Origin of the sequence: Pseudoxanthomonas suwonensis, from assembly GCF_010093235.1 — a bacterium.
GTDB lineage: Bacteria > Pseudomonadota > Gammaproteobacteria > Xanthomonadales > Xanthomonadaceae > Pseudoxanthomonas > Pseudoxanthomonas suwonensis.
In genome coordinates this window covers 1-19,529 of the sequence record NZ_PDWP01000039.1, presented here as the reverse complement: position 1 = coordinate 19,529, position 19,529 = coordinate 1, and the positions used below count along the sequence as shown (strand labels likewise).

General features: G+C 70.4%; 17 protein-coding genes, 1 pseudogene and 1 riboswitch. Of the genes and pseudogenes, 8 read left to right on the top strand and 10 right to left on the bottom strand.

The annotated features are described in order from the left end of the window. A partial coding sequence (locus tag CSC68_RS14770) for a transposase (RefSeq protein WP_162202733.1) occupies nucleotides 1-119 on the top strand: 119 nt, incomplete at its 5' end. Nucleotides 120-184: 65 nt separating this feature from the next. On the opposite strand, the gene CSC68_RS14765 is transcribed toward CSC68_RS14770, so the two are convergent. The 3 genes from CSC68_RS14765 to hslO all read right to left on the bottom strand — a co-directional run bounded on the left by CSC68_RS14765 (nucleotide 185) and on the right by hslO (nucleotide 5,060). Further along, a complete protein-coding gene (locus CSC68_RS14765; RefSeq protein WP_162204369.1) occupies nucleotides 185-2,833 on the bottom strand; it encodes a TonB-dependent receptor plug domain-containing protein in 2,649 nt (882 codons plus the stop codon). A 298-nt stretch (nucleotides 2,834-3,131) separates the two neighbouring features. Then, a complete protein-coding gene (locus CSC68_RS14760; protein ID WP_211365770.1) occupies nucleotides 3,132-3,968 on the bottom strand; it encodes an XOO1806 family protein in 837 nt (278 codons plus the stop codon). 168 nt (nucleotides 3,969-4,136) lie between these two features. After that, the gene (gene hslO, locus CSC68_RS14755; protein ID WP_162204367.1) at nucleotides 4,137-5,060 is read right to left on the bottom strand and encodes an Hsp33 family molecular chaperone HslO; all 924 of its coding nucleotides are present in this window, start codon (nucleotides 5,058-5,060) and stop codon (nucleotides 4,137-4,139) included. Between the two features lie 110 nt (nucleotides 5,061-5,170). Here hslO and mtgA point away from each other — a divergent pair, with 110 nt between their 5' ends. From mtgA to CSC68_RS14740, 3 genes and pseudogenes are all read left to right on the top strand, one after another. Next, nucleotides 5,171-5,902, top strand: coding sequence for a monofunctional biosynthetic peptidoglycan transglycosylase (gene mtgA / locus CSC68_RS14750; RefSeq protein ID WP_162204370.1), 732 nt, complete (start codon nucleotides 5,171-5,173; stop codon nucleotides 5,900-5,902). Between the two features lie 35 nt (nucleotides 5,903-5,937). Beyond that, a pseudogene (locus tag CSC68_RS14745) lies at nucleotides 5,938-6,971 on the top strand (glycosyltransferase family 2 protein). Next, nucleotides 6,931-7,359, top strand: a complete 429-nt coding sequence (locus CSC68_RS14740; RefSeq protein WP_162204366.1) for a CBS domain-containing protein — start codon at nucleotides 6,931-6,933, stop codon at nucleotides 7,357-7,359. Before CSC68_RS14745 ends, CSC68_RS14740 begins: the two are co-directional and overlap by 41 nt. Nucleotides 7,360-7,365: 6 nt before the next feature. On the opposite strand, the gene CSC68_RS14735 is transcribed toward CSC68_RS14740, so the two are convergent. The 4 genes from CSC68_RS14735 to CSC68_RS14720 all read right to left on the bottom strand — a co-directional run bounded on the left by CSC68_RS14735 (nucleotide 7,366) and on the right by CSC68_RS14720 (nucleotide 12,830). Then, complete coding sequence (locus tag CSC68_RS14735) at nucleotides 7,366-9,333, bottom strand: AsmA family protein (protein ID WP_162204365.1); 1,968 nt, start codon at nucleotides 9,331-9,333, stop codon at nucleotides 7,366-7,368. Nucleotides 9,334-9,394: 61 nt separating this feature from the next. Continuing rightward, on the bottom strand, nucleotides 9,395-10,081 hold the full coding sequence (trhA, locus tag CSC68_RS14730; protein ID WP_162204364.1) for a PAQR family membrane homeostasis protein TrhA: 687 nt from the start codon (nucleotides 10,079-10,081) through the stop codon (nucleotides 9,395-9,397). Between the two features lie 80 nt (nucleotides 10,082-10,161). Continuing rightward, nucleotides 10,162-11,766: a peptide chain release factor 3 gene (locus CSC68_RS14725; protein WP_162204363.1), complete on the bottom strand. Its 1,605-nt coding sequence runs from the start codon at nucleotides 11,764-11,766 to the stop codon at nucleotides 10,162-10,164. Between the two features lie 95 nt (nucleotides 11,767-11,861). Next, a complete protein-coding gene (locus CSC68_RS14720) occupies nucleotides 11,862-12,830 on the bottom strand; it encodes a M23 family metallopeptidase (RefSeq protein WP_162204362.1) in 969 nt (322 codons plus the stop codon). 164 nt (nucleotides 12,831-12,994) lie between these two features. Then, a riboswitch (SAM riboswitch) is annotated at nucleotides 12,995-13,113 on the top strand. Between the two features lie 78 nt (nucleotides 13,114-13,191). Between CSC68_RS14720 and metX the strand changes: the two genes are divergently transcribed. The 3 genes from metX to CSC68_RS14705 are packed head-to-tail and all read left to right on the top strand — an operon-like array spanning nucleotide 13,192 to nucleotide 16,495. After that, on the top strand, nucleotides 13,192-14,190 hold the full coding sequence (metX, locus tag CSC68_RS14715; RefSeq protein WP_162204361.1) for a homoserine O-succinyltransferase MetX: 999 nt from the start codon (nucleotides 13,192-13,194) through the stop codon (nucleotides 14,188-14,190). Then, entirely contained in the window at nucleotides 14,187-15,407 is a 1,221-nt protein-coding gene (locus CSC68_RS14710) for an O-succinylhomoserine (thiol)-lyase (protein ID WP_162204360.1), read from the top strand. Before metX ends, CSC68_RS14710 begins: the two co-directional genes overlap by 4 nt. Continuing rightward, nucleotides 15,404-16,495, top strand: coding sequence for a homoserine dehydrogenase family protein (locus CSC68_RS14705; RefSeq protein WP_162204359.1), 1,092 nt, complete (start codon nucleotides 15,404-15,406; stop codon nucleotides 16,493-16,495). The genes CSC68_RS14710 and CSC68_RS14705 overlap by 4 nt, the downstream gene beginning before the upstream one ends. Before the next feature lie 15 nt (nucleotides 16,496-16,510). Here the strand turns inward: CSC68_RS14705 and CSC68_RS14700 are convergent, their stop codons facing one another. Then, nucleotides 16,511-17,893: an L-serine ammonia-lyase gene (locus CSC68_RS14700; RefSeq protein ID WP_162204358.1), complete on the bottom strand. Its 1,383-nt coding sequence runs from the start codon at nucleotides 17,891-17,893 to the stop codon at nucleotides 16,511-16,513. Between the two features lie 111 nt (nucleotides 17,894-18,004). On the opposite strand from CSC68_RS14700, the gene CSC68_RS14695 reads away from it, so the two are divergent. Next, on the top strand, nucleotides 18,005-18,235 hold the full coding sequence (locus CSC68_RS14695; RefSeq protein WP_162204357.1) for a glutaredoxin family protein: 231 nt from the start codon (nucleotides 18,005-18,007) through the stop codon (nucleotides 18,233-18,235). 34 nt (nucleotides 18,236-18,269) lie between these two features. Here the strand turns inward: CSC68_RS14695 and CSC68_RS14690 are convergent, their stop codons facing one another. Beyond that, nucleotides 18,270-18,839 carry a YceI family protein gene (locus CSC68_RS14690; RefSeq protein WP_162204356.1) on the bottom strand — a complete coding sequence of 190 codons (570 nt, stop codon included), beginning with the start codon at nucleotides 18,837-18,839 and terminating at the stop codon, nucleotides 18,270-18,272. Beyond that, the gene (locus tag CSC68_RS14685) at nucleotides 18,836-19,414 is read right to left on the bottom strand and encodes a cytochrome b (RefSeq protein ID WP_162204355.1); all 579 of its coding nucleotides are present in this window, start codon (nucleotides 19,412-19,414) and stop codon (nucleotides 18,836-18,838) included. Before CSC68_RS14685 ends, CSC68_RS14690 begins: the two co-directional genes overlap by 4 nt. Between the last annotated feature and the right edge of the window lie 115 nt (nucleotides 19,415-19,529).

Here is a 19,529-nt window from a genome sequence, read left to right as displayed (position 1 = left end):
CCAACCTGGTCGAGGGCATCAACAACAAGATCAAGGTCATCAAGCGCATGGCCTACGGCTTCCGCGATGACGCCTACTTCTTCCTCAAGATCCGGGCGGCCTTCCCCGGAGTTGGGTGAAGAACCAAAAAAAAGGTGGCCCGCTTGCGCGGGCCACCCAAGGTTACATCAGCATTCCGCCTGGATCAGAAGTTCTGCTCGTAGCGGATGTACGGCACGCGGCCGTAGATGTTGTACAGCTCGTTGTCGTAGAACGGCGAGCCGTAGGCGGTGCTGAACGGCGGCAGCTTGCCACCGACGTTGCGAACACCCAGGGTCACGCGGCCGTTCCACGGAACGTTGACGTTGACCTGCGCGTCGAAGGTGGTCCACGACGGGATGTAGACCTCCTCCTCGGTGTCCTCGTGCGGGCCGATGTAGTTGGCGATCACGGCGGCGCCGAAGTCACCACGCTCCCAGGCCACGACCAGCTGGCCGCGGTCGTCCGGACGGCCGAAGTCGCCGGCGCGCTCCAGCTTGTCGGCCTGCACGGCGGTGAAGTCGTCCGCCAGGGTGTGGGTCCAGGTCAGCTTGGTGTTGATCCGGCCAGCCGCACCGATGTCGAAGCGGTAGTTCAGGTCCAGGTCGACGCCCTGGGTGTGCTGAACGGCGCCGTTGACGATCGGCAGCAGGATGTTCTGGGCCTGACCCGGCAGGATGGTGCCGCCCGGGGCGACGACCGACGGGCCACGGGTGATGCCGTAACGCTCAATGCCCTGCTCGCCGAAGGCCAGGGCCAGGGCGCGCGGCACGGTGCCGATCACGTTCTCGATCTCGACGTCGTAGTAGTCGACCGCGATCGACAGGTTCTCGTTCGGGCTCCACACCACGCCGGCGCCCCAGTTGGTGGCTTCCTCGGGCTCCAGCTCGGTGTTCGAGGTGACCGTGAACTGGTACTGGGAGTTGGTGCCGCAGGGGTTGACCGGGTACGGCTGGAAGCTCGTGTTGCCCGACTCGGCGCGGTACGCGTTCAGCGCGGCGCAGGTCGCGGCGTCGCCACCGGCCAGGCCGGCGGAGGACAGCGGGCTGATCTCGAGGTTGGTGGTCGACGGGGCGCCATACAGGTCACCCATGGTCGGGGCGCGGAAGCCCTTGCCCCACGAGCCGCGCAGCAGCAGGGACTCGATCGGACGGAACTCCAGCGAGGCGCGCGGCGAGAACTTGCTGCCCACGTCGTTGTAGCTGTCGTAGCGGCCGGCGATGGACAGGTTCAGGCTGTCCAGCAGCGGCAGCAGGCTCTCGAAGTACACGGCGTAGTTGGCGCGCTCGCCACCCAGGCCGGCACCGGCCGAGCCGAACACGTTGCCCGCGGCGCTCTGCGAGTCGACTTCGAACATCAGGCGGTCGTCGAAGTAGTCGAAGCCGACGACGAAGCCGGACGGACGGCCACCGATCTCGAACAGGTCGAAGCCGATGTTACCGCCGACGTTGACGGTGCGCTGCTCGTTCTCGACGTACACGGTGTGGCCGATGATCGGGCCGTACTCGGCGACGCTCGGGTGGGTCGGGTCGAACGGGTTGAAGTTCCCCGCGTCGATCGCATCCTGCAGGATCGAGGCGATGCCGTAGTTGTAGTTCCCGCTCGACAGCGAGACGCGGCCGTGGCTCGCGTACAGCTGCCAGGTGGAACCGCCGAACCAGTCGTTCTCGCCTTCCAGGCCGAAGCTGTAGTCGCGGTAGTGGTCACGACGCACCGAGTCGCGGGTGCCCAGCGGGGTGAAGCGGTAGTACAGGGTGCCGTCCACGCCGAACGGGTTGAACGGGTTGTCGGCGGCGATGGTCGGGTAGCTGTCCACCGGGGCCGCGGCGTAGACGCCGAGGCTGTTGGTGTCGCTGCTGATGCCGCGGAAGAAGAACCGGGTGTTCTCGGTCAGCTCGTAGTTGGCGTTGATCAGCAGCGAGTCGCGCTTCAGCGAAGCCTCGTTGGCCGAGGTCATCATGTGGTTGAAGCGGCACATGTCGCCGGCGCGGATGCTGTTCTCGAAGTTCTCGCAGCCCGGGGCGCCGAAGGTGCCGCCCAGCTCGCCGCTGTAGAAGTTCGCCGGGGCGTTGAACGCGCTCAGGAACGCGCTGGACAGGCCCGGGGTGGTCGCCGAGTAGCCGTTCTTGGCCAGGATCGGCAGGATGTCGCGGTTGTACATCAGGTCACGCTCGGCGTGATCGATGACGAAGGTGACATTGCCGCGGTCGGAGCTGATGCCGCCGGAGACGGCGACGCTGCTGGCGTCCGGACCCGGGCCGTCGGGCGACTCGTGGCCGACGCTGACGGTCAGGCCTTCGTAGTCCTTGCGCAGGATGACGTTGACCACGCCGCCGATCGCGTCGGCGCCGTAGATCGCGCCGGCGCCTTCGCGCAGGATCTCGATGCGCTCGATGGCGGCGGTCGGGATCAGGTTGATGTTGGCGGCGGCGCCGTCGGCGGAGGCCGACTTGGTCATGCGGCGGCCGTCCAGCAGCACCAGGGTGTACTCGGAGCCGAGGCCACGCATGCTGAAGGTCGAGATCGAGCCGGTGTTGGAACCGGACGACTCACGGGCCGAGCCGTAGGAGTTGTAGACGTTGTTGCGCAGGAAGTCGGCGACGGACAGCTCACCGGAGACTTCGATGTCCTGCCGGCTGATTACGGTGATCGGGTTCGGGCCTTCGATTTCGGCGCGCTTGATGCGCGAACCGGTCACTTCGACGCGATCGAGGTTGGTGGCCGCTTCCTGGGCGGAGGCGACGGTGGTGCCGCCGGCGCTGGCGAGAAGCGCAATGGCAATCGCGTCACGCAGCTTGTGGGTCTTACGATTCATCAGGTCTCTCCGAGTGAGAATGGAGTAACACCACGAGTTTTCTTGTGGCCTCTCCCCCCTTGCAGGGGTAGAGGGTAGGCCGATAGTAACGGGCCATACAGTTGAATTAAAGTCCTGTTAAGGGCGCACTTGAAACCAACTGCGGTGCAAACCTACCTGAATACGAACATCCGCGCTCGCACTTTAGTTTCGGTCGAAAGTGAATAGGCGGATGCCTTTTCGCTGCCAGGCACGCGCGCACGAAAAAAGCCGGCCATGTGGCCGGCTTTGCGGTGATCCTGGTGCTGCGAGGCGGGCCTCAGAGGCCCTGTTCGTAACGCACGTAAGGCACGGTGCCTTCGTCTGCCTCGATGTTGGACGGCGCGAAAGGATTCTTGCCTCGGGTCACGACGTTCTCCGCACCCACCGTCAGTTGCCCGCTCCACGGCGTGCGCCAGGTAAGGCCAAGGCCGAGACCCTCCCACTTGTTGCCGGGCTGGCCATTCACTTCCACCACGCGGCCGATGATATTGGCGCTGAAGGCGCCATATCCGCCACCGACGCTCAGCGACTTGCTGTCCCAGCGCTGGGCCAGGCCCGGGGCATCTGTGACCGGTACCAGGCGCGCGCGCGCGAAAGTGCCCGCGATGGAAACGTAGGCCTCCTCGCCGATCTCCTTCTCGCCGAAGACCTGCAGGTCGTTCTGTTCGACGCGACCACCGCCGGCGACGGACGAACTGGCCGCCGATTCGGGCGTGAGCCATGAAGGAAGGCTGGTATCGCGGGTGCTTGCGGCCACGCCCAGGCGGTTGCCCGGACGGCCGATGCTCGCGCCGGCGCCAAGGCGGCGCGTGCCGGTTTGGCCATCGTTGCCGAGGGTGGCCAGCAGGCATTGGCTGGCAAGGCTGTTCACGCTTGCGCCGCGGGTGCTGCTGCACAACAGGCCCAGCGAGTCGCCGGCGCCGAGGCCGAAGGCCGCATCGAGGGACTCGCTGCCGAAACGCCAGTTCGATCCGCTGCGGTTGCCGCGGGTGGGCTCGAGGAGCAGCAGCGCCTCAACCTTGCCACTGCCCTGGTTCCACACCGGCAGCACGGTCTGCTCGGAACCGCTACGCGCCTGCGCATGCGCGCCGGCCGCGGCGATGACCGCGGACAGGGCAAGAGCCATCAATGGCGTGCGGTGCAGGGGCATGGTCATCCTTCAGACCCACGTGCCGCGCGGGAGTTCCCCGTGCGGTCTCGATCGGCATCGTATGGGATTTACAATTGGTTAACAAGCGCCGCTCTTCCACCAGAATGCGCCGTTCGTCAATCGGGGAGACCCCTACTGCAGCCGGTCGGGGGCCGGAGTATTGGGTTCGGCGGTCCCGGCGAACAGGTCCTGGGCCTGGTGCAGGGGGAAGTGGTACTCGCGGCCGCAGAACTCGCAGCGCACGTCCACCTGGCCGGTGGCCTGGGCCGCGGCGCGGAACTCCTCCTCGCCCAGGCTGCGCAGCATGCCCTCGACGCGTTCCACGGAGCAGGAGCAGCCGAATCCGATCGCCCGCTCCTCCAGAAGCTCGGGCTGCTCCTCATGGAACAGGCGGTGCACCAGCAGCCGCGGCGGGGTGGCCAGCAGTTCGGCCTCGCCGAGGGTGTCGAACAGGGCCCCGGTGCGGGCCCAGGCGTCGGCGTCGCCTTCCTCGCCGGGCAGCTTCTGCAGCATCAGTCCGGCTGCGTGCTCGCCGTCGGCCGCCAGCAGCAGCCGGGTAGGCAACTGCTCGGACTGGCGGAAGTAATCCTCGAACGCCTCGGCCAGCGAAGCGGCGCCGCCCAGCGAGACCAGGCTCTGGTAGCGCAGCGGTTCGCGCGGGTCCAGGCCCGGGTTCTCGATGGTGACCGCCAGCAGGGCTTCGTCGCCCAGCTGGGACGGCGCGCGCGGGGCGTCGGCGCCGTCCTCCAGGCGCACGATGCCGCGGACCGTGCCGGCGGCGGTGCACTCGGCGAACAGCGAGCGCAGGGCGCCGCCTGCGCGCAGCTGGATCGACAGGCGTCCGTCCACCTTCACGTGGCCGGTGAACAGGGTGGCCGCGGCCACCGACTCGCCCAGCAGGGCGGTGGCGCCGGCGGGGTAGCTGGCATGCGAAAGCAGCTCGCGCCAGCTGCCGGACAGGCGCACGTAGACGCCGCGCACGCCGGCGCCGGGCAGGAGGAAGCGGCCGCGCAGGTCGTCGACGGCGGGATCTTGGGAGGGGCTGTTGGTATCCATCGGCACACAATGCGGGCGCGCCGCCCTGTTTCCAAGCGGGTCCACTCTGGACGCTCACGGCCAAGCCGCTACCATCCCCGCGCCGACCCGCGTCGACCGAGGCCGCCGCCATTACAGCCACCGCCCCCAATCCATCGCCGCGCCGCCGCCGTCGCTGGCTGCGGCTGCTGCTGTGGCTGCCCGTGCTGTTCGTGGCGGCCACGGTCGTGCAGGTGGCGGTACTGCGCTTCGTCGATCCGCCGACGTCGGCCTTCATGCTGGCGCGCCAGGCCGAGGCCTGGCGCCAGGGCGACCGGGACTACCGCGTGGCCTACGACTGGCGCGACCTGGAGCACATCGCCCCCGCGCTGCCGTTGTCGGTGATCGCGGCCGAGGACCAGAACTTCGCCAGCCACCACGGCTTCGACCTCGACGCCATCGGCAAGGCGATGGACAACAACGCGCGCGGGCGGCGCGTGCGCGGCGCCAGCACGATCAGCCAGCAGGTCGCCAAGAACCTGTTCCTCTGGCAGGGACGCAGCTGGGTGCGCAAGGGACTGGAGGCCTGGTACACGGTGCTGATCGAAGCGATGTGGCCGAAGCGCCGCATCCTCGAGGTATACGTGAACATCGCCGAGTTCGGCGACGGCATCTACGGCGCGCAGGCCGCGGCGCGCAGCTACTGGCGCAAGGACGCCTCGCGGCTTTCGGCCAGCGAATGCGCGCGCCTGGCGGTGGTGCTGCCCTCGCCGCGGCGTTACAGCGCGGTGCGGCCCGGGCCGTACGTGCAGCGGCGCGCGGCGTGGGTCCAGCGCCAGGTGCGCCAGCTGGGCGGCCGCGCCTACCTGGAAGGACTGGACTGATGGGGCGCCAGCCCGCGCTTCCGGCCCGCTGTACGATGGTGCCGATGGACAACCACGGGCACGACCTTCTGACGGTGGTGGTGGCGTGCTTCAACGAGGCCGACTCGTTGCCGCTGCTGCATCCGCGCATCCGCCAGGTGCTGGACGGGCTGGACGGCGTCGAAGGACGCATCCTCTACGTGGATGATGGCAGCCGCGACGGGACCTGGGAGCTGCTGCAGCGGATCGCGGCCGCGGACCCCGGCGTGGCCCTGCTGCGCCTGTCGCGCAACTTCGGCAAGGAGATCGCGCTGACCGCCGGGCTGGACCAGGTGAACGAGGGCGCGGCGATGATCCTGGACGCCGACGGCCAGGATCCGCCGGAACTGATCCCGCAGTTCGTCGCGCGCTGGCGCGAGGGCTACGACGACGTCTACGGCACCCGCGTCGCGCGCGAGGGCGACAGCTGGCTGCGCCGGGGAACCGCCGCCGCGTTCTACCGTGTGATCGGGCGGCTTTCCCACACCCCGGTGCCCGCCGACACCGGCGACTACCGGCTGCTGTCGCAGCGCACGCTGGGCGCGCTGCGCCAGCTGCGCGAGCGGCACCGCTTCATGAAGGGCCTGTTCGGCTGGGTCGGCTACCGGCCATCGCGGTGCCCTACCGCCGCGGCGCGCGCATCGCCGGGCGCAGCAAGTTCGGCCTGTGGCGGCTGTGGAACTTCGCCCTGGAAGGCATCACCAGCTTTTCCACCGCGCCGCTACGCATCGCCACCTACCTGGGCCTGCTCACCGCCATGGTGGCGTTCTGCGCCGGCATCGTGGTCGTGTTCAAGACCCTGGTATGGGGCGACCGGGTGGCGGGCTGGCCGACGATGATGGTCGTGATCCTGTTCCTGGGCGGCGTCCAGCTGATCGCGCTGGGAACCATCGGCGAGTACCTGGGCCGGCTGTACGAGGAAGCCAAGCAGCGCCCCCTCTACCTGGTCGACGCCTGGCATGCGCCGGCGGGAGTATCCTCGGGCGCACAGCTCGCGGATGGAGGCGCCCATGCGCACGGTACGTCAACTGCTGGCGGAGAAGCCGGCTGAGGTGTTCGCGGTATCCCCGGACGCACCGGTGATCGATGCGGTGCGGCTGATGGCGGAGAAATCGATCGGCGCGGTCCTGGTGATGCGCGGCGATGAACTGGCGGGAATCCTTTCCGAGCGCGACTACGCACGCAAGATCGTGCTGCAGGGCCGGTCCTCGGCCGATACCCCGGTGCGCGCGATCATGACCGCGGACGTGGTCACGGTCGGCCCGGACACGACCGTCAATGCCTGCATGCAGCTGGTCACCCACCGCCGCATCCGCCACCTGCCGGTGGTGGAGGGAGGGCGCGTGGCCGGCGTGATCTCGATCGGCGACCTGGTCAAGGCGGTGATCGCCGACCAGCAGGTCGAACTGGAGCAGCTGCAGCGCTACATCGCCGGTTGAGGTGGCTCAGCGGGCGTATTTCCCGCCGCAGTCGCTGTCCTCGCCGGGGCCGGTCTCGAAGGTCGCCAGCAGCGCGGCCGGCGGGGCGATGCTGCCCAGTGCCAGGGCGATCGCGCCACGCAGGCCCAGCGCCTTCATGTCCGGACGGAACGACGGGTCCTTGAAGGTGCCGCCCACGCGCAGCGGCGAGCGCAGCGACAGCACGCTGCGGTCCTTGGGGCGCGGGCGCAGGAGCAGGTCCAGGCTTTCGTCCCGGAGGCTGACCGTGCCTTCGCCGACGATGATGGTGTCGGTGCTGTCGAATGCCAGTGCGCGCGAGGTCATCAGCCCGTCGTCCACGCCGAAGTCGGCGAAGGCGCAACGGATGGGCACCTGGCGGTCGTCCGTAAGCAGGAATTTCAGTGCCTCGGCGATGTCCAGCCCGGCCAGCTCCATCACCAGGTTGCTGATCCGGCCGCGGCCCATGCCCACGGCGACGTTGCCGTCGGCGTTGGCCAGCAGCGCCGCGATCGAGTTGCCCGTGCCCTCCAGGTCGACCTGGCCGCCGATGCGGCCGACCGCGCCCTGCGCGAGTTCGGCGCGCGCGAACAGCTTCGGCAGCTCCAGCCCGCGCAGGCTGACCTGCGCGCGGGTGCGGATCGGTTCCTTGCGCGCGTCCATGCGGATGTTCGCGCGCACGTCGCCCCCGGCCACGCCGAAGTTCAGCGGTTGCAGCCGCAGCAGGCCGCGCTGCAGCACCAGGTGGGCGTCCATGTCCTCGATCATCGGCAGGCTCGGCGCGTGGATCGCCTGCGCGCGCCAGCGCACGTCGGCATCCATCGCATTGAGCTTGGCCAGGTCGTAGGGCTTGTCCGGGAACAGGCGCGGGCTGGCCGCGCGGCGCGCCGCTTCGGCTTCCTGCTCGGGATTGGCGGTCTCGTCGCCACCGGCCGCCGGCGGCGCGCCGAGGAAGCCCGCCAGGTCGTCGAAGTCCAGGCGCCGCGACAGCAGGCGCGCGGGGAACAGCGGGCGCTCGCCGGAGGCGTCGATCTGCACGTCGCCGGACAGGTCGCTGTCGCCGACCGAGCCCTTGAAGCCGTCGTAGCGCCAGAGGTCGCCGTTGCGGCGCAGTCGCCCGTCCAGCGCGTACGGCGGGGATGGCGGCAGGGCCAGGCCGAGCAGTGGATAGAGCTCCTCCATGTCCGCGCCGGACAGCTTCATGCGCAGGTCGAAGGTCCGGAACCGGAACGGATTGGTCAGGGTGCCGCTGGCGCTGGCCCGGGTACGCCCGGCGCGGGCGTCCAGGTCGACGCGATACGGGGTGTCGCTGTCGGCCAGGTCCAGCGGCGAGGCGGCCTGGCCCTGCAACCGGAACGCGGCGCCGCGCCAGTGGCCCTTGCCGTCGACCGCGACCGGCGCCTCGCCGCGGTCGCCGCCTTCGACGCTGTCCAGCGACACGTCGATGTCGGTGCCCTGGGCCGCATCGACGAAGCGCAGGCGCCCGCCCTCGATCCACAGGCGCTCCAGGCGCCAGCGCGGATCGGGATCGGGCTCGCTGTCTCCGCCGATTTCCCAGTTGCCGCCTTCGCCATCAGGATCGGTTTCGAGCAGGATGTCCGGGCCGATGGCGCGGATCTCCTTCATCCGCAGGCGCAGCGCCAGCAGCGGCCAGGGCGCGATGTCGATCTCGATCCGTTCGGCCGCGCCCATGCGTGGCTGCTTGGACCAGTCGGCGTTGGACAGGGTCAGCTGGTCGGCGGAAACGGTGATGGTGCGGCCCAGGTCCACGTCCAGGTCGCCGCCGATGCGGAACTCGCGGCCCGTGGCCGATCCCACCGCGCGCTCGAGCGGGCGCTTGAACCAGTTCCAGTCGAACAGCAGCACCAGCACCAGCAGGGCCAGCGCCACCGCGCCGAGCACGTAGCGGGTCGTGCGCGAGGGCCGCCAGCGGCGCAGGCGGTCGAAGCGCGACGGTGGGGGTGGCGCGCGTTCCATGCGGCCAGTATCGGCGCATGCCGTGCACGGCATGCGAACGCCGGTGTCCCCGGGCCGGGGGTCAGAGCGCGTGCAGGCGCGGCGACAGCACCTGGGCGCTGACGGCCACGAAGTGGCAGACACTGCCGGCGATCACGAACAGGTGCCAGATCGCGTGCGAGTAGGGGATCGACTCGCGGTGGTAGAAGACCGTGCCCAGGGTGTAGGCGCCGCCGCCGCCGATCAGCCAGCCCAGGGTCCATCCATCCAGCGAGGACAGCATCGGCTTGGCCGCGACCAGCACCAGCCAGCCCATGGCGATGTAGATCGCGGTGGACAGGCGCTTGAAGCGCCCGGTGAAGAACAGCTTGAACACCACCCCGGCCAGGGCCAGGGTCCAGATCGCCGCGAACAGGCCCCAGCCCCACGGACCACGCAGGCCGATCAGGGTGAAGGGCGTGTAGGTCCCCGCGATCAGCAGGTAGATGGCGCAGTGGTCGAACACCTTGAGGCGGCCCTTCGCCACCGGGTGCTGGATCGCGTGGTAGAGCGTGGAGGCGGTGTAGAGCAGCAGCAGCGCCACGCTGAACACGATCGCGCCGGCCAGCTGCAAGCCGTCGCCGTAGATCGCGGCCAGGGTGATCAGCACCGCGCCGGCGGCCAGGGCCACGGCCGCGCCGAGCCCGTGGGTCAGCGCATTGGCGATCTCGTCGCGCAGCGACGTCGCGTCCTGGTTGGAGTCTGGCGCAGGCGAAGGGGCGACCGGCATGGCGCGCACGTTATAGCAAACGCAGCGCGTTTTGCACCCGTACGGTAAGGCGCGCCATCGAACGGCCGCCGTTGCCGTGGTCAGTCCACGCTCACGCTGTGCGCATGCTCGCGGGTGGCCAGGAAACGCACCGACGGGGCGCGCTCCTGGGCCAGCTGCAGGTTGACCCGGGTTGGCGCCAGGTAGACCAGCTCGCCGGCCGCGTCGATCGCCAGGTTCATGGCGTTCTTCTCGCGGAACTCCTCCAGCTTCTTCGCGTCGTCGCACTGGATCCAGCGCGCGGTGGCCACGCCCACCGGTTCGAAGCTGGCGTCCACGCCGTACTCGTCCTTCAGGCGGTAGGCGACCACGTCGAACTGCAGCACGCCGACCGCGCCGAGGATCAGGTCGTTGCTCATCAGCGGACGGAAGAACTGGGTCGCGCCTTCCTCCGACAGCTGGGCCAGGCCCTTCTGCAGCTGCTTGAGCTTGAGCGGATCGCGCAGGCGCGCGCGGCGGAACAGCTCGGGGGCGAAGTTGGGGATGCCGGTGAACGACAGCGCCTCGCCCTCGGTGAAGGTGTCGCCGATGGAGATGGTGCCGTGGTTGTGGATGCCGATCACGTCGCCCGGCCAGGCCTCGGCGGCGATCTCGCGGTCGGAGGCCATGAAGGTCAGGGCGTTGGCCAGCTTCACTTCCTTGCCGCTGCGCACGTGGAAGGCCTTCATGCCGGCGCTGAACCTGCCCGAGCAGACGCGCATGAACGCGACGCGGTCGCGGTGCTGCGGATCCATGTTGGCCTGGATCTTGAACACGAAGCCGGTGAGCTTGCCTTCCTGCGGCGCGACCTCGCGGCCGGTGGTGGCGCGCGGCTGCGGCGGCGGCGCGTGCTCGACGAAGAAGTCCAGCAGCGGCTGCACGCCGAAGTTGTTCACGCCCGAGCCGAAGAACACCGGGGTCTGTTCGCCGCGCAGGTACTTGTCCTTGTCGAACGGATCGGCCGCGCCCTGCACCAGCTCCAGCTCCTCGCGCAGGCTGGCGAGCATCTCCGCGCCGATCTTCTCCTCCAGGCCCGGCGCGTCCAGCGACGGGAAGATGGTGGAGTCCTGGCGGGTGAAGTTGCGGCCGGGCTCGTACAGGTGGACCTCGCCGCTGACCAGGTGGACCACGCCCTTCAGGCGCTGGCCCATGCCGATCGGCCAGGTCACCGGTGCGCACTTGATGCCCAGCACCGTCTCGATCTCGTCCAGCAGCTCGATCGGCTCCTTGCCCTCGCGGTCGAGCTTGTTGATGAAGGTCATGATCGGCGTGTCGCGCAGGCGGCACACCTCCATCAGCTTGATCGTGCGCTCCTCCACGCCCTTGGCCACGTCGATCACCATCAGCGCCGAATCCACCGCGGTGAGCACGCGGTAGGTGTCCTCGCCGAAGTCGGCGTGGCCGGGGGTGTCGAGCAGGTTGACGATGCGGCCCTCGTAGGGGAACTGCATCACCGAGGAGGTCACCGAGATGCCGCGCTCCTTCTCCAGCGCCATCCAGTCGGAGGTCGCGTGGCGGGCGGCCTTGCGGCCCTTGACCGAGCCGGCCATCTGGATCGCGCCCCCGAACAGCAGCAGCTTTTCGGTCAGCGTGGTCTTGCCGGCGTCGGGGTGCGAAATGATCGCGAAGGTGCGCCGGCGCGCGGCTTCGGTTGGGACATCGGACATGGGGGATGGCGCCGGGAGGCGCTGGGCAGGGCGGAAAGCCGGTGATTATACCGGGGCGGGACGGCCGGCCCGGGACCGGCGGGCGCGAGCGGGCCTCAGCCGCCGTCAGCGGCCAGCGCCGGGCCCGTTCCGAACTTCAGCTCGCCCAGCGCGCCGTACATGCGGAAGGGGATCGACTCCAGGCGCATGCCCCGGTTGGCCTGGACCACGAAGTGCAGGTGCGGGGCGGTGCTGAAGCCGGTATTGCCGGACAGGGCGATCTGCTGCCCCTGGCGGACCCGCTGCCCGACCCGGACCAGCACGCCCTCGGGCTTGAGATGGGCGTACAGGGCCATGGTCCCGTCCGCATGCAGGATGCGGACGTAGTTGGCGCGGCCGCCGTAGCGCTCGCGGTCCAGGCCGGTGCCCGAGAAGTCCGACTCCACCTGCATCACCACGCCCTCGCGCGCGGCCAGCACGGGCGTGCCCTCGGGCACGGCGAAATCGACCGCGTAGCGGTTCTGCGGGTCGTCGTGGCTGAAGCTGCCGCCGAACGCCTGGTCCACGCGGATCCGCGCATACTCGAACGGCAGGCGGTAGTCGTAGTCCTGCGGCCGCGCCCGGGGGTCGCCGGGCATCTGCTCCAGCACCACGTCGAAGCTGGCGGCGCGGCGCGGGTCGGTGGCGTACAGGCGCGCCACGACGATCTCGGCATTGGCCGGCACGGTGGCGCCCGCGGGCATGGCCGGCGTGCTGGTGACGTTCTCGCCGCCGCGCAGGCGCAGTTCCACCTGGACCGGCCCGGGCAGCCGGTTGCCGGCCCGCACCTCGTGGTGGCTGCCGCGGTCGACCAGCCGCAGCTGCACCGGCGGGCCCTGGTCGCGGCGGTAGCGCAGCGCCTCGGCAGCCTCCGCCTGGACGCCGGAGGGCGGGACGTCCCCGTACACGGCGGCGCCGTCCTGGCCCTGCCAGCGCCAGAAGCGCGCGCCTTCGGCCGGCAGGCTGCCTGCCAGGAGCACGCCGGCCACCACGAGCGCGGGCCATTGCGGTCGCTCCCGCCCCCGGCCACGGTTTTCCTGGCGCATGCGAAGAAGGCGGCCCACGGTGAGCGGGGCAGGTCCGTGCTGGGGCGGGTCGGCGCATGGGATGGATTATCGGCAAGCGGCGCCGGTTCGGCGACCGAAATTAGTTTCATCGCTCAATCAAGATGAAGCGATTGACATGCCTTCCGGGCGGTGGCAATCTGGCCGCGCCATCGAGACCGGCGGAGGGACAGGCCCTTTGATGCCGGGGCAGCCAGCGGACGCGCAAGCGTCCTGCCAGGTGCCAAATCCTGCGGGGACCTTCGCGTCCACCGGAAGATGGTTCGAGCGTGCCCCGTGCACGCCGGACGCGGGCCCGCGAAGGCTCGATGGCGTTGACCCTTCCGGATCCGCCATTGCCGCCGTGAATACCGCCACCGCCCTCACCCACGAGCCTTCCTGTACCACCGCCCAGCGCGGCGAGGTTGCCGTGGTGTTGCCGATGCGCCACGCCGGCGTGCAGGCGGTGACCCTGCGTTACGAGCTGCAGGGACCGGCCGGCGCGCCGGTGGTGCTGGTGGCCGGAGGCATCTCCGCCCACCGCCATGTCTCGGCCAGCGCGGAGTTCCCCGAGAAGGGCTGGGCCAATGCGCTGGTCGCCAGTGGCCGCACCCTGGATCCGGCGCGGGTGCGCGTGCTGGCCTTCGACTACGTCGCCGCCGACGGCCGCCTCGACGTGCCGGTGGATACCGCCGACCAGGCCGACGCGGTCGCGCTGCTGCTGGACGCGCTCGGGATCGAGCGGCTGCAGGCCTTCGTCGGCTATTCGTACGGGGCGATGGTCGGGCTGCAGTTCGCCGCGCGGCATCCGTCGCGGTTGCGCCACCTGGTCGCGGTCAGCGGCGCCCATCGTCCGCATCCCTATGCCTGCGCCTGGCGCGCCCTGCAGCGCCGCGCAGTCGCGCTCGGCCAGCTGCAGTGCGCCGATGCCGCCGGCCTGGCCCTGGCGCGCCAGTTCGCGATGCTCAGTTACCGCACGCCCGAGGAATTCGGCGAGCGCTTCGACGCCGCGCCGGAGATCGTCAACGGCCGCGTGCGCTGCGCCGCCGAGGACTACCTCGATGCCTGCGGCGCGCAGTACGTGGCGCGCACCCCGGTGACCGCCTTCCTGCGCCTGTCCGAATCCATCGACCTGCACCGGGTCGATCCTGCCGCCGTGCAGGTGCCGGTGACGGTGGTTGCCGTGGAAGGCGACCGCCTGGTGCCGCTGTCCGACTCGGTGAACCTGGTCGAAGGCCTCGCCGGCCGCGGCCAGCTGCGCGTGCTGCGCTCGCCGTACGGGCACGACGCCTTCCTCAAGGAAACCGACCGCATCGACCTCATTCTCGCCGCCGTCCTGCGCGGCAACGGAGCCGCCGCATGAGCACCCAGTCCTCCCCCGACGTTTCCCCCGCCTGCCGTCCGGCCACCGCCGCGGTGCGGGCCGGCATCGACCGCGACACCGCCTACGGCGCGGTGACCCCGCCGATCGTGCTGTCGAGCAACTTCAGCTTCGACGGCTTCGGCAACAAGCGCCAGTACGACTACACCCGCAGCGGCAATCCGACCCGCGACCTGCTGGCCGAGGCGCTGAGCGACCTGGAAGGCGGCGCCGGCGGCGTGGTCACCGCCACCGGCATGGGTGCGATCACCCTCGTGCTGCACGCGCTGCTGCAGCCGGGCGACCGCCTGGTGGTGCCGCACGACGCCTACGGCGGCAGCTGGCGCCTGTTCAACGCGCTGGCTGCCAAGGGCCACTTCGAGCTGGTCACCGCCGACCTCACCGATCCCTGCTCGCTGGCCGATGCGCTGGCAACCTCGCCGAAGCTGGTGCTGGTCGAGACCCCGTCCAACCCGCTGCTGCGCATCACCGACCTGCGTCTGGTGATCGATGCCGCGCACCGCGCCGGCGCGCGGGTGGTGGTCGACAACACCTTCCTGTCGCCGGCGCTGCAGAAGCCGCTGGCGCTGGGCGCGGACCTGGTGCTGCATTCGACCACCAAGTACGTCAACGGGCACAGCGACGTGGTCGGCGGCGCGGTGGTCGCGGGCGATGCCGAAACCCACCAGCAGCTGGTGTGGTGGGCCAATGCCCTGGGCCTGACCGGTTCGCCGTTCGACAGCTTCCTGACCCTGCGCGGCCTGCGCACCCTGGATGCGCGGATGCGCGTGCACCAGGAGAACGCCAGCGCCATCGTCGAACTCCTGGACGGGCATCCGGTGGTGGAGAAGGTGTACTTCCCCGGGCTGGTGTCGCATCCCGGCCACGCCATCGCCGCGCGCCAGCAGGCCGGCTTCGGCGCGATGCTCAGCTTCGAGCTGCGCGGCGGCGAGCCGGCGGTGCGTGCCTTCGTCGACAGCCTGCGCTGGTTCCCCCTGGCCGAGTCGCTGGGCGGCGTCGAAAGCCTGGTCGCGCATCCGGCGTCGATGACCCATGCGGCGATGACGCCGGAGGCGCGGGCCAAGGCCGGCATCTCCGACGGGCTGCTGCGGCTGTCCATCGGCATCGAGGCCAGCGACGACCTGGTTGCCGATATCGCCGCCGCGCTGGCGGCGGCCGAAGCGGCGGTTCCCAGGCAGGTCGAGCGGGCGCGCGCATGAGCGCGCTCGCCGGTCCCGGCCTGCACCCGTCGCGCACGCGCGCCGGCGCTGCGGCGACGCGGCGGCTGGCGCTGCTGGGCACCGGCGCGGTGGGCAGGGCCTTCGTCGCGCGCTATCGCCTGCTGCAGGAGCGCGGCCTGTCCCTGCCGCCGGTGCTGTGGCTGGCCAATTCGCGCACGGTGCTGAAGGCGGGGCGCGACCTGGAAGCCGCGCTGGCGCTGGCCAATGCCGCGCCAGCGCGCACCGGCGAGCTGCAGGGCTGGGCCGAAGCCGAGGCGCTGCGCGCGGGCGACGTGCTGGTCGACGCCACCGCCAGCGAGCTGGTTGCCAACTGGCATCCGGAATGGCTGGTGCGCGGCGTCAACGTGGTCACCGCCAACAAGCTCGGCCACGGCGGCCTGCTGGCGCGCTCGCAGGCGATCTGCGAGGCGCAGGCGCGCACCGGCGCCAGCTACGGCGACAGCGCCACGGTCGGCGCCGGCCTGCCGCTGCTGCGCAGCCTGCGCGGACTGGTGGCCGGCGGCGACCATATCCATGCGGTTGAAGGCGTGCTGTCCGGCTCGCTGGCCTGGCTGTTCAACCATTACGACGGCAGCCGCCCGTTCTCGGCGCTGGTGGCCGAGGCCGCCAGCGCCGGCTACACCGAGCCGGATCCGCGCGTGGACCTTTCCGGCGAGGACGTGCGCCGCAAGCTGCTGATCCTGGCGCGCGCGGCCGGCCTGCCGCTGGAGATCCGCCAGGTAAGGGTGGAATCACTGGTGCCGCCGGCGCTGGAACGGGCGCCGGCCGATGCGCTGGTGCCGGCGCTCGGGGAACTCGACGCGCTGCTGGCCGGGCGCCTGGACCAGGCACGCGCGCTCGGCGGCTGCCTGCGCTTCGTCGGCAGTTTCGATGGCGAGGGCGCGCAGGCTTCGCTGCAGGTGCTGCCGCCGGCCCACCCGCTGGCCGCGGGGGCGGGCACCGACACCCGCGTCGCGATCCGCTCCGACCGCTACCGCGACCAGCCGCTGCTGATCCAGGGACCGGGCGCGGGCGCGGACATCACCGCCGCGGCCCTGCTGGACGACGTGCTGCGCATGGCCGCCTGAGCCGCGGCATGCGGCTCAGCACTCGATGACGTTGACCGCCAGCCCGCCGCGGCTGGTTTCCTTGTACTTGTCCTGCATGTCGCGGCCGGTGTCGCGCATGGTCCGGATCACCTTGTCCAGCGAGACCTTGTGCTGGCCGTCGCCGCGCATGGCCATGCGCACGGCGTTGATCGCCTTGACCGCGCCCATCGCGTTGCGCTCGATGCAGGGGATCTGCACCAGGCCGCCGATCGGATCGCAGGTCAGGCCCAGGTTGTGCTCCATGCCGATCTCCGCGGCGTTCTCGACCTGGTTGGGCGTGGCCCCCAGGGCCGCAGCCAGTCCGGCAGCGGCCATCGAGCAGGCCACGCCGACCTCGCCCTGGCAGCCGACCTCGGCGCCGGAGATCGAGGCGTTCTCCTTGTAGAGGATGCCGATCGCGGCGGCGGTGAGCAGGAAGTCGAACACGCCCTGCTCGCTGCTGCCGGGGCAGAAGCGGTCGTAGTAGTGCAGCACCGCGGGGATGATCCCGGCTGCGCCGTTGGTCGGCGCGGTGACCACGCGCCCGCCGGCGGCGTTCTCCTCGTTCACCGCCAGCGCGTACAGGTTGACCCAGTCCAGCGTGGTCAGCGGATCGCGCATCGCCGCCTCCGGCTTGGAAGACAGCTCGCGGTACAGGCCCGGGGCGCGGCGCACCACGTGCAGGCCACCGGGCAGGGTGCCGTCGGCGCGGATGCCGCGAGCCACGCAGGCCTGCATCGCGTTCCAGATCGCGCGCAGGCCATCGTGGATTTCCCGTTCGCTGCGCCAGGCCAGCTCGTTGGCGAACATCACCCGGGCGATCGACAGGCCACTGTCGGCGCAGCGCTGCAGCAGCTCCTCGCCGCTGGAGAACGGATACGGCAGGGGCGTGTCGTCCGGGACGATGCGGTCCTCGGCCGCCTCGTCCGGATTGACCACGAATCCGCCGCCGACCGAGTAGTAGTCGCGGGTGGCCACCACCGCACCGTCGTCGGCGTAGGCGGTAAAGCGCATGCCGTTGGTATGGAAGGGCAGCTTCTGGCGCTTGTTCATCACCAGGTCGCGCTTCTCGTCGAAGGCGATGGCATGGCCCGGTGCAAGCCGGATGCTGCCCTCGCCGCGGATGCGCTCCAGCAGACCGGGGATGGCATCGGGATCGACCGTATCCGGCTGGTGGCCTTCCAGGCCCAGCAGCAGGGCCTTGTCGGTGCCATGGCCGCGGCCGGTGAGGGCCAGCGAGCCGAACACCTCGGCGCGCACCCGGGCGACCTCGGCCACCCGGCCCGGCTCGACCAGCCAGTGGCCGACGAAGCGCGCGGCGGCGCGCATTGGGCCCACGGTATGCGAGGAGCTCGGTCCGATGCCGATCTTGAACAGGTCGAAGGTGCTGACGGCCATCGTGCCAACCGGTGAGGTGGGTCGGCCATTGTATTGGTTGCGAACGAAACGGCCATGACGCGCCGCGGCGCAGCGGCTAAGGTAGCCGCCCCGACGCCCCATGGAGTTGCGATGAGCGACCTGGTCCTCTACCAGCGCGACGACTGCCACCTCTGCGACCAGGCCCTGGAAGTGCTGGCCACGGCGGGTTCGCCGGAGCCGGAGAGCGTGTTCATCGACGGGGACGAGGCGCTGGAGGCGCGCTATGGCATGCGGGTGCCGGTGCTGCGCGACGCGGTCCGCGGACGCGAGCTGGACTGGCCGTTCGACGTGGCCCGCCTGCGCGGGTGGCTGGCGGGCTGAAGGCGCCGGTCGGGGCCGCGTGCCGGGCCGGCGGTCACTCCGGCTGGAACACCACGCGCGTGCTGACGTTCACGGCATTGGGGATCAGTTTGGTGTCGGCCCAGTCGCCGCCGCCGACGCCGAAGTCCAGGCGCTGCACCACCGCGCGCCCGTTCAGCACCGGCTGGGCGCCCGAGGCGTCCCAGCTGAAGGTCAGGGTCACAGGCTTGCTGACGCCGCGCAGCTCCAGGGTGCCGTCGGCCGCGTACTGGCCGTCGGGCAGCTTGCGGAAACCGGAGGCGGTGTAGCGCGCCTGAGCGTGGCGGCCGATGTCGAAGAAATCGCTGGTGCGCAGGGTGGAATCGCGGTCGCTGTTGCCGGTGGAGGCGCTGGCCAGGGCGATGCTCACCTCGAGCCGGCCTTCGGCCGGTTTGGCCGGATCGAAGCGCAGGCGGGTGGTGAAATCCTGGAAGCGGCCGGTGAACAGCTCGCCGTCGTAGCGGCTGGCGAAGGCCAGGGTCGAGCCCTCGGCCTGCACGTAGTCGGCCGCTGCCGCGGGGGCGGCGGCCAGCATCCCGGCCAGCAGGGCGGCGGCGACGGCGGGGGTGGTCAGGATCGGCTTCATGGTGCGTCCTCGCGCGGGGGGAGCGTGGTCATCCGGCGCGGGAGCATCCGCGCCAGGGTGGCATCATGCCTCACGAAATGGTGGTAGAGCGCGGCGGCGGCGTGCGCCGCCACCAGCACCAGCAGCAGCCAGAACAGCCATTCGTGCCAGCCGTGCGCGGCCTCGGACAGGGCGGCGTCCGGCGCCACCAGCTTCGGCACCTCGACCTGGCCGAACCAGCGGAACGGGCGCAGCCCGCTGGCCGAATCGTAGATCCAGCCGGACAGCGGCATGGCGAGCGCCATTCCGTAGAGCAGCACGTGCACCGCGGTCGCCAGCCAGGCCTGCCAGCGCGGCGTGCCCGGCACCGGCGGAGGCGCGCCGGCATACAGGCGCCAGCCGATGCGTACCAGCACCAGGGCCAGCACGGTCAATCCCAGCGACTTGTGCGCGGTGTAGACCCAGAAGTACTTCGGCGAGCGCGGCAGCTCGCCCATCACCAGGCCGACCGCGCCGATGCACAGGATCAGCACGGCGATGGTCCAGTGCAGGAACTGGCTGACGCCACCCCAGCGGTCGATGTTCTTCAGGCTCATGACCTGTCTCTTATACCAATCTGACCCTGCCCTCCTTCCCCTCTTCCCCTCCCCTGTGGCTAACGGGATAATTACAGAAACAAATAAAGTACATACGTTACAAATGATCGTAGGT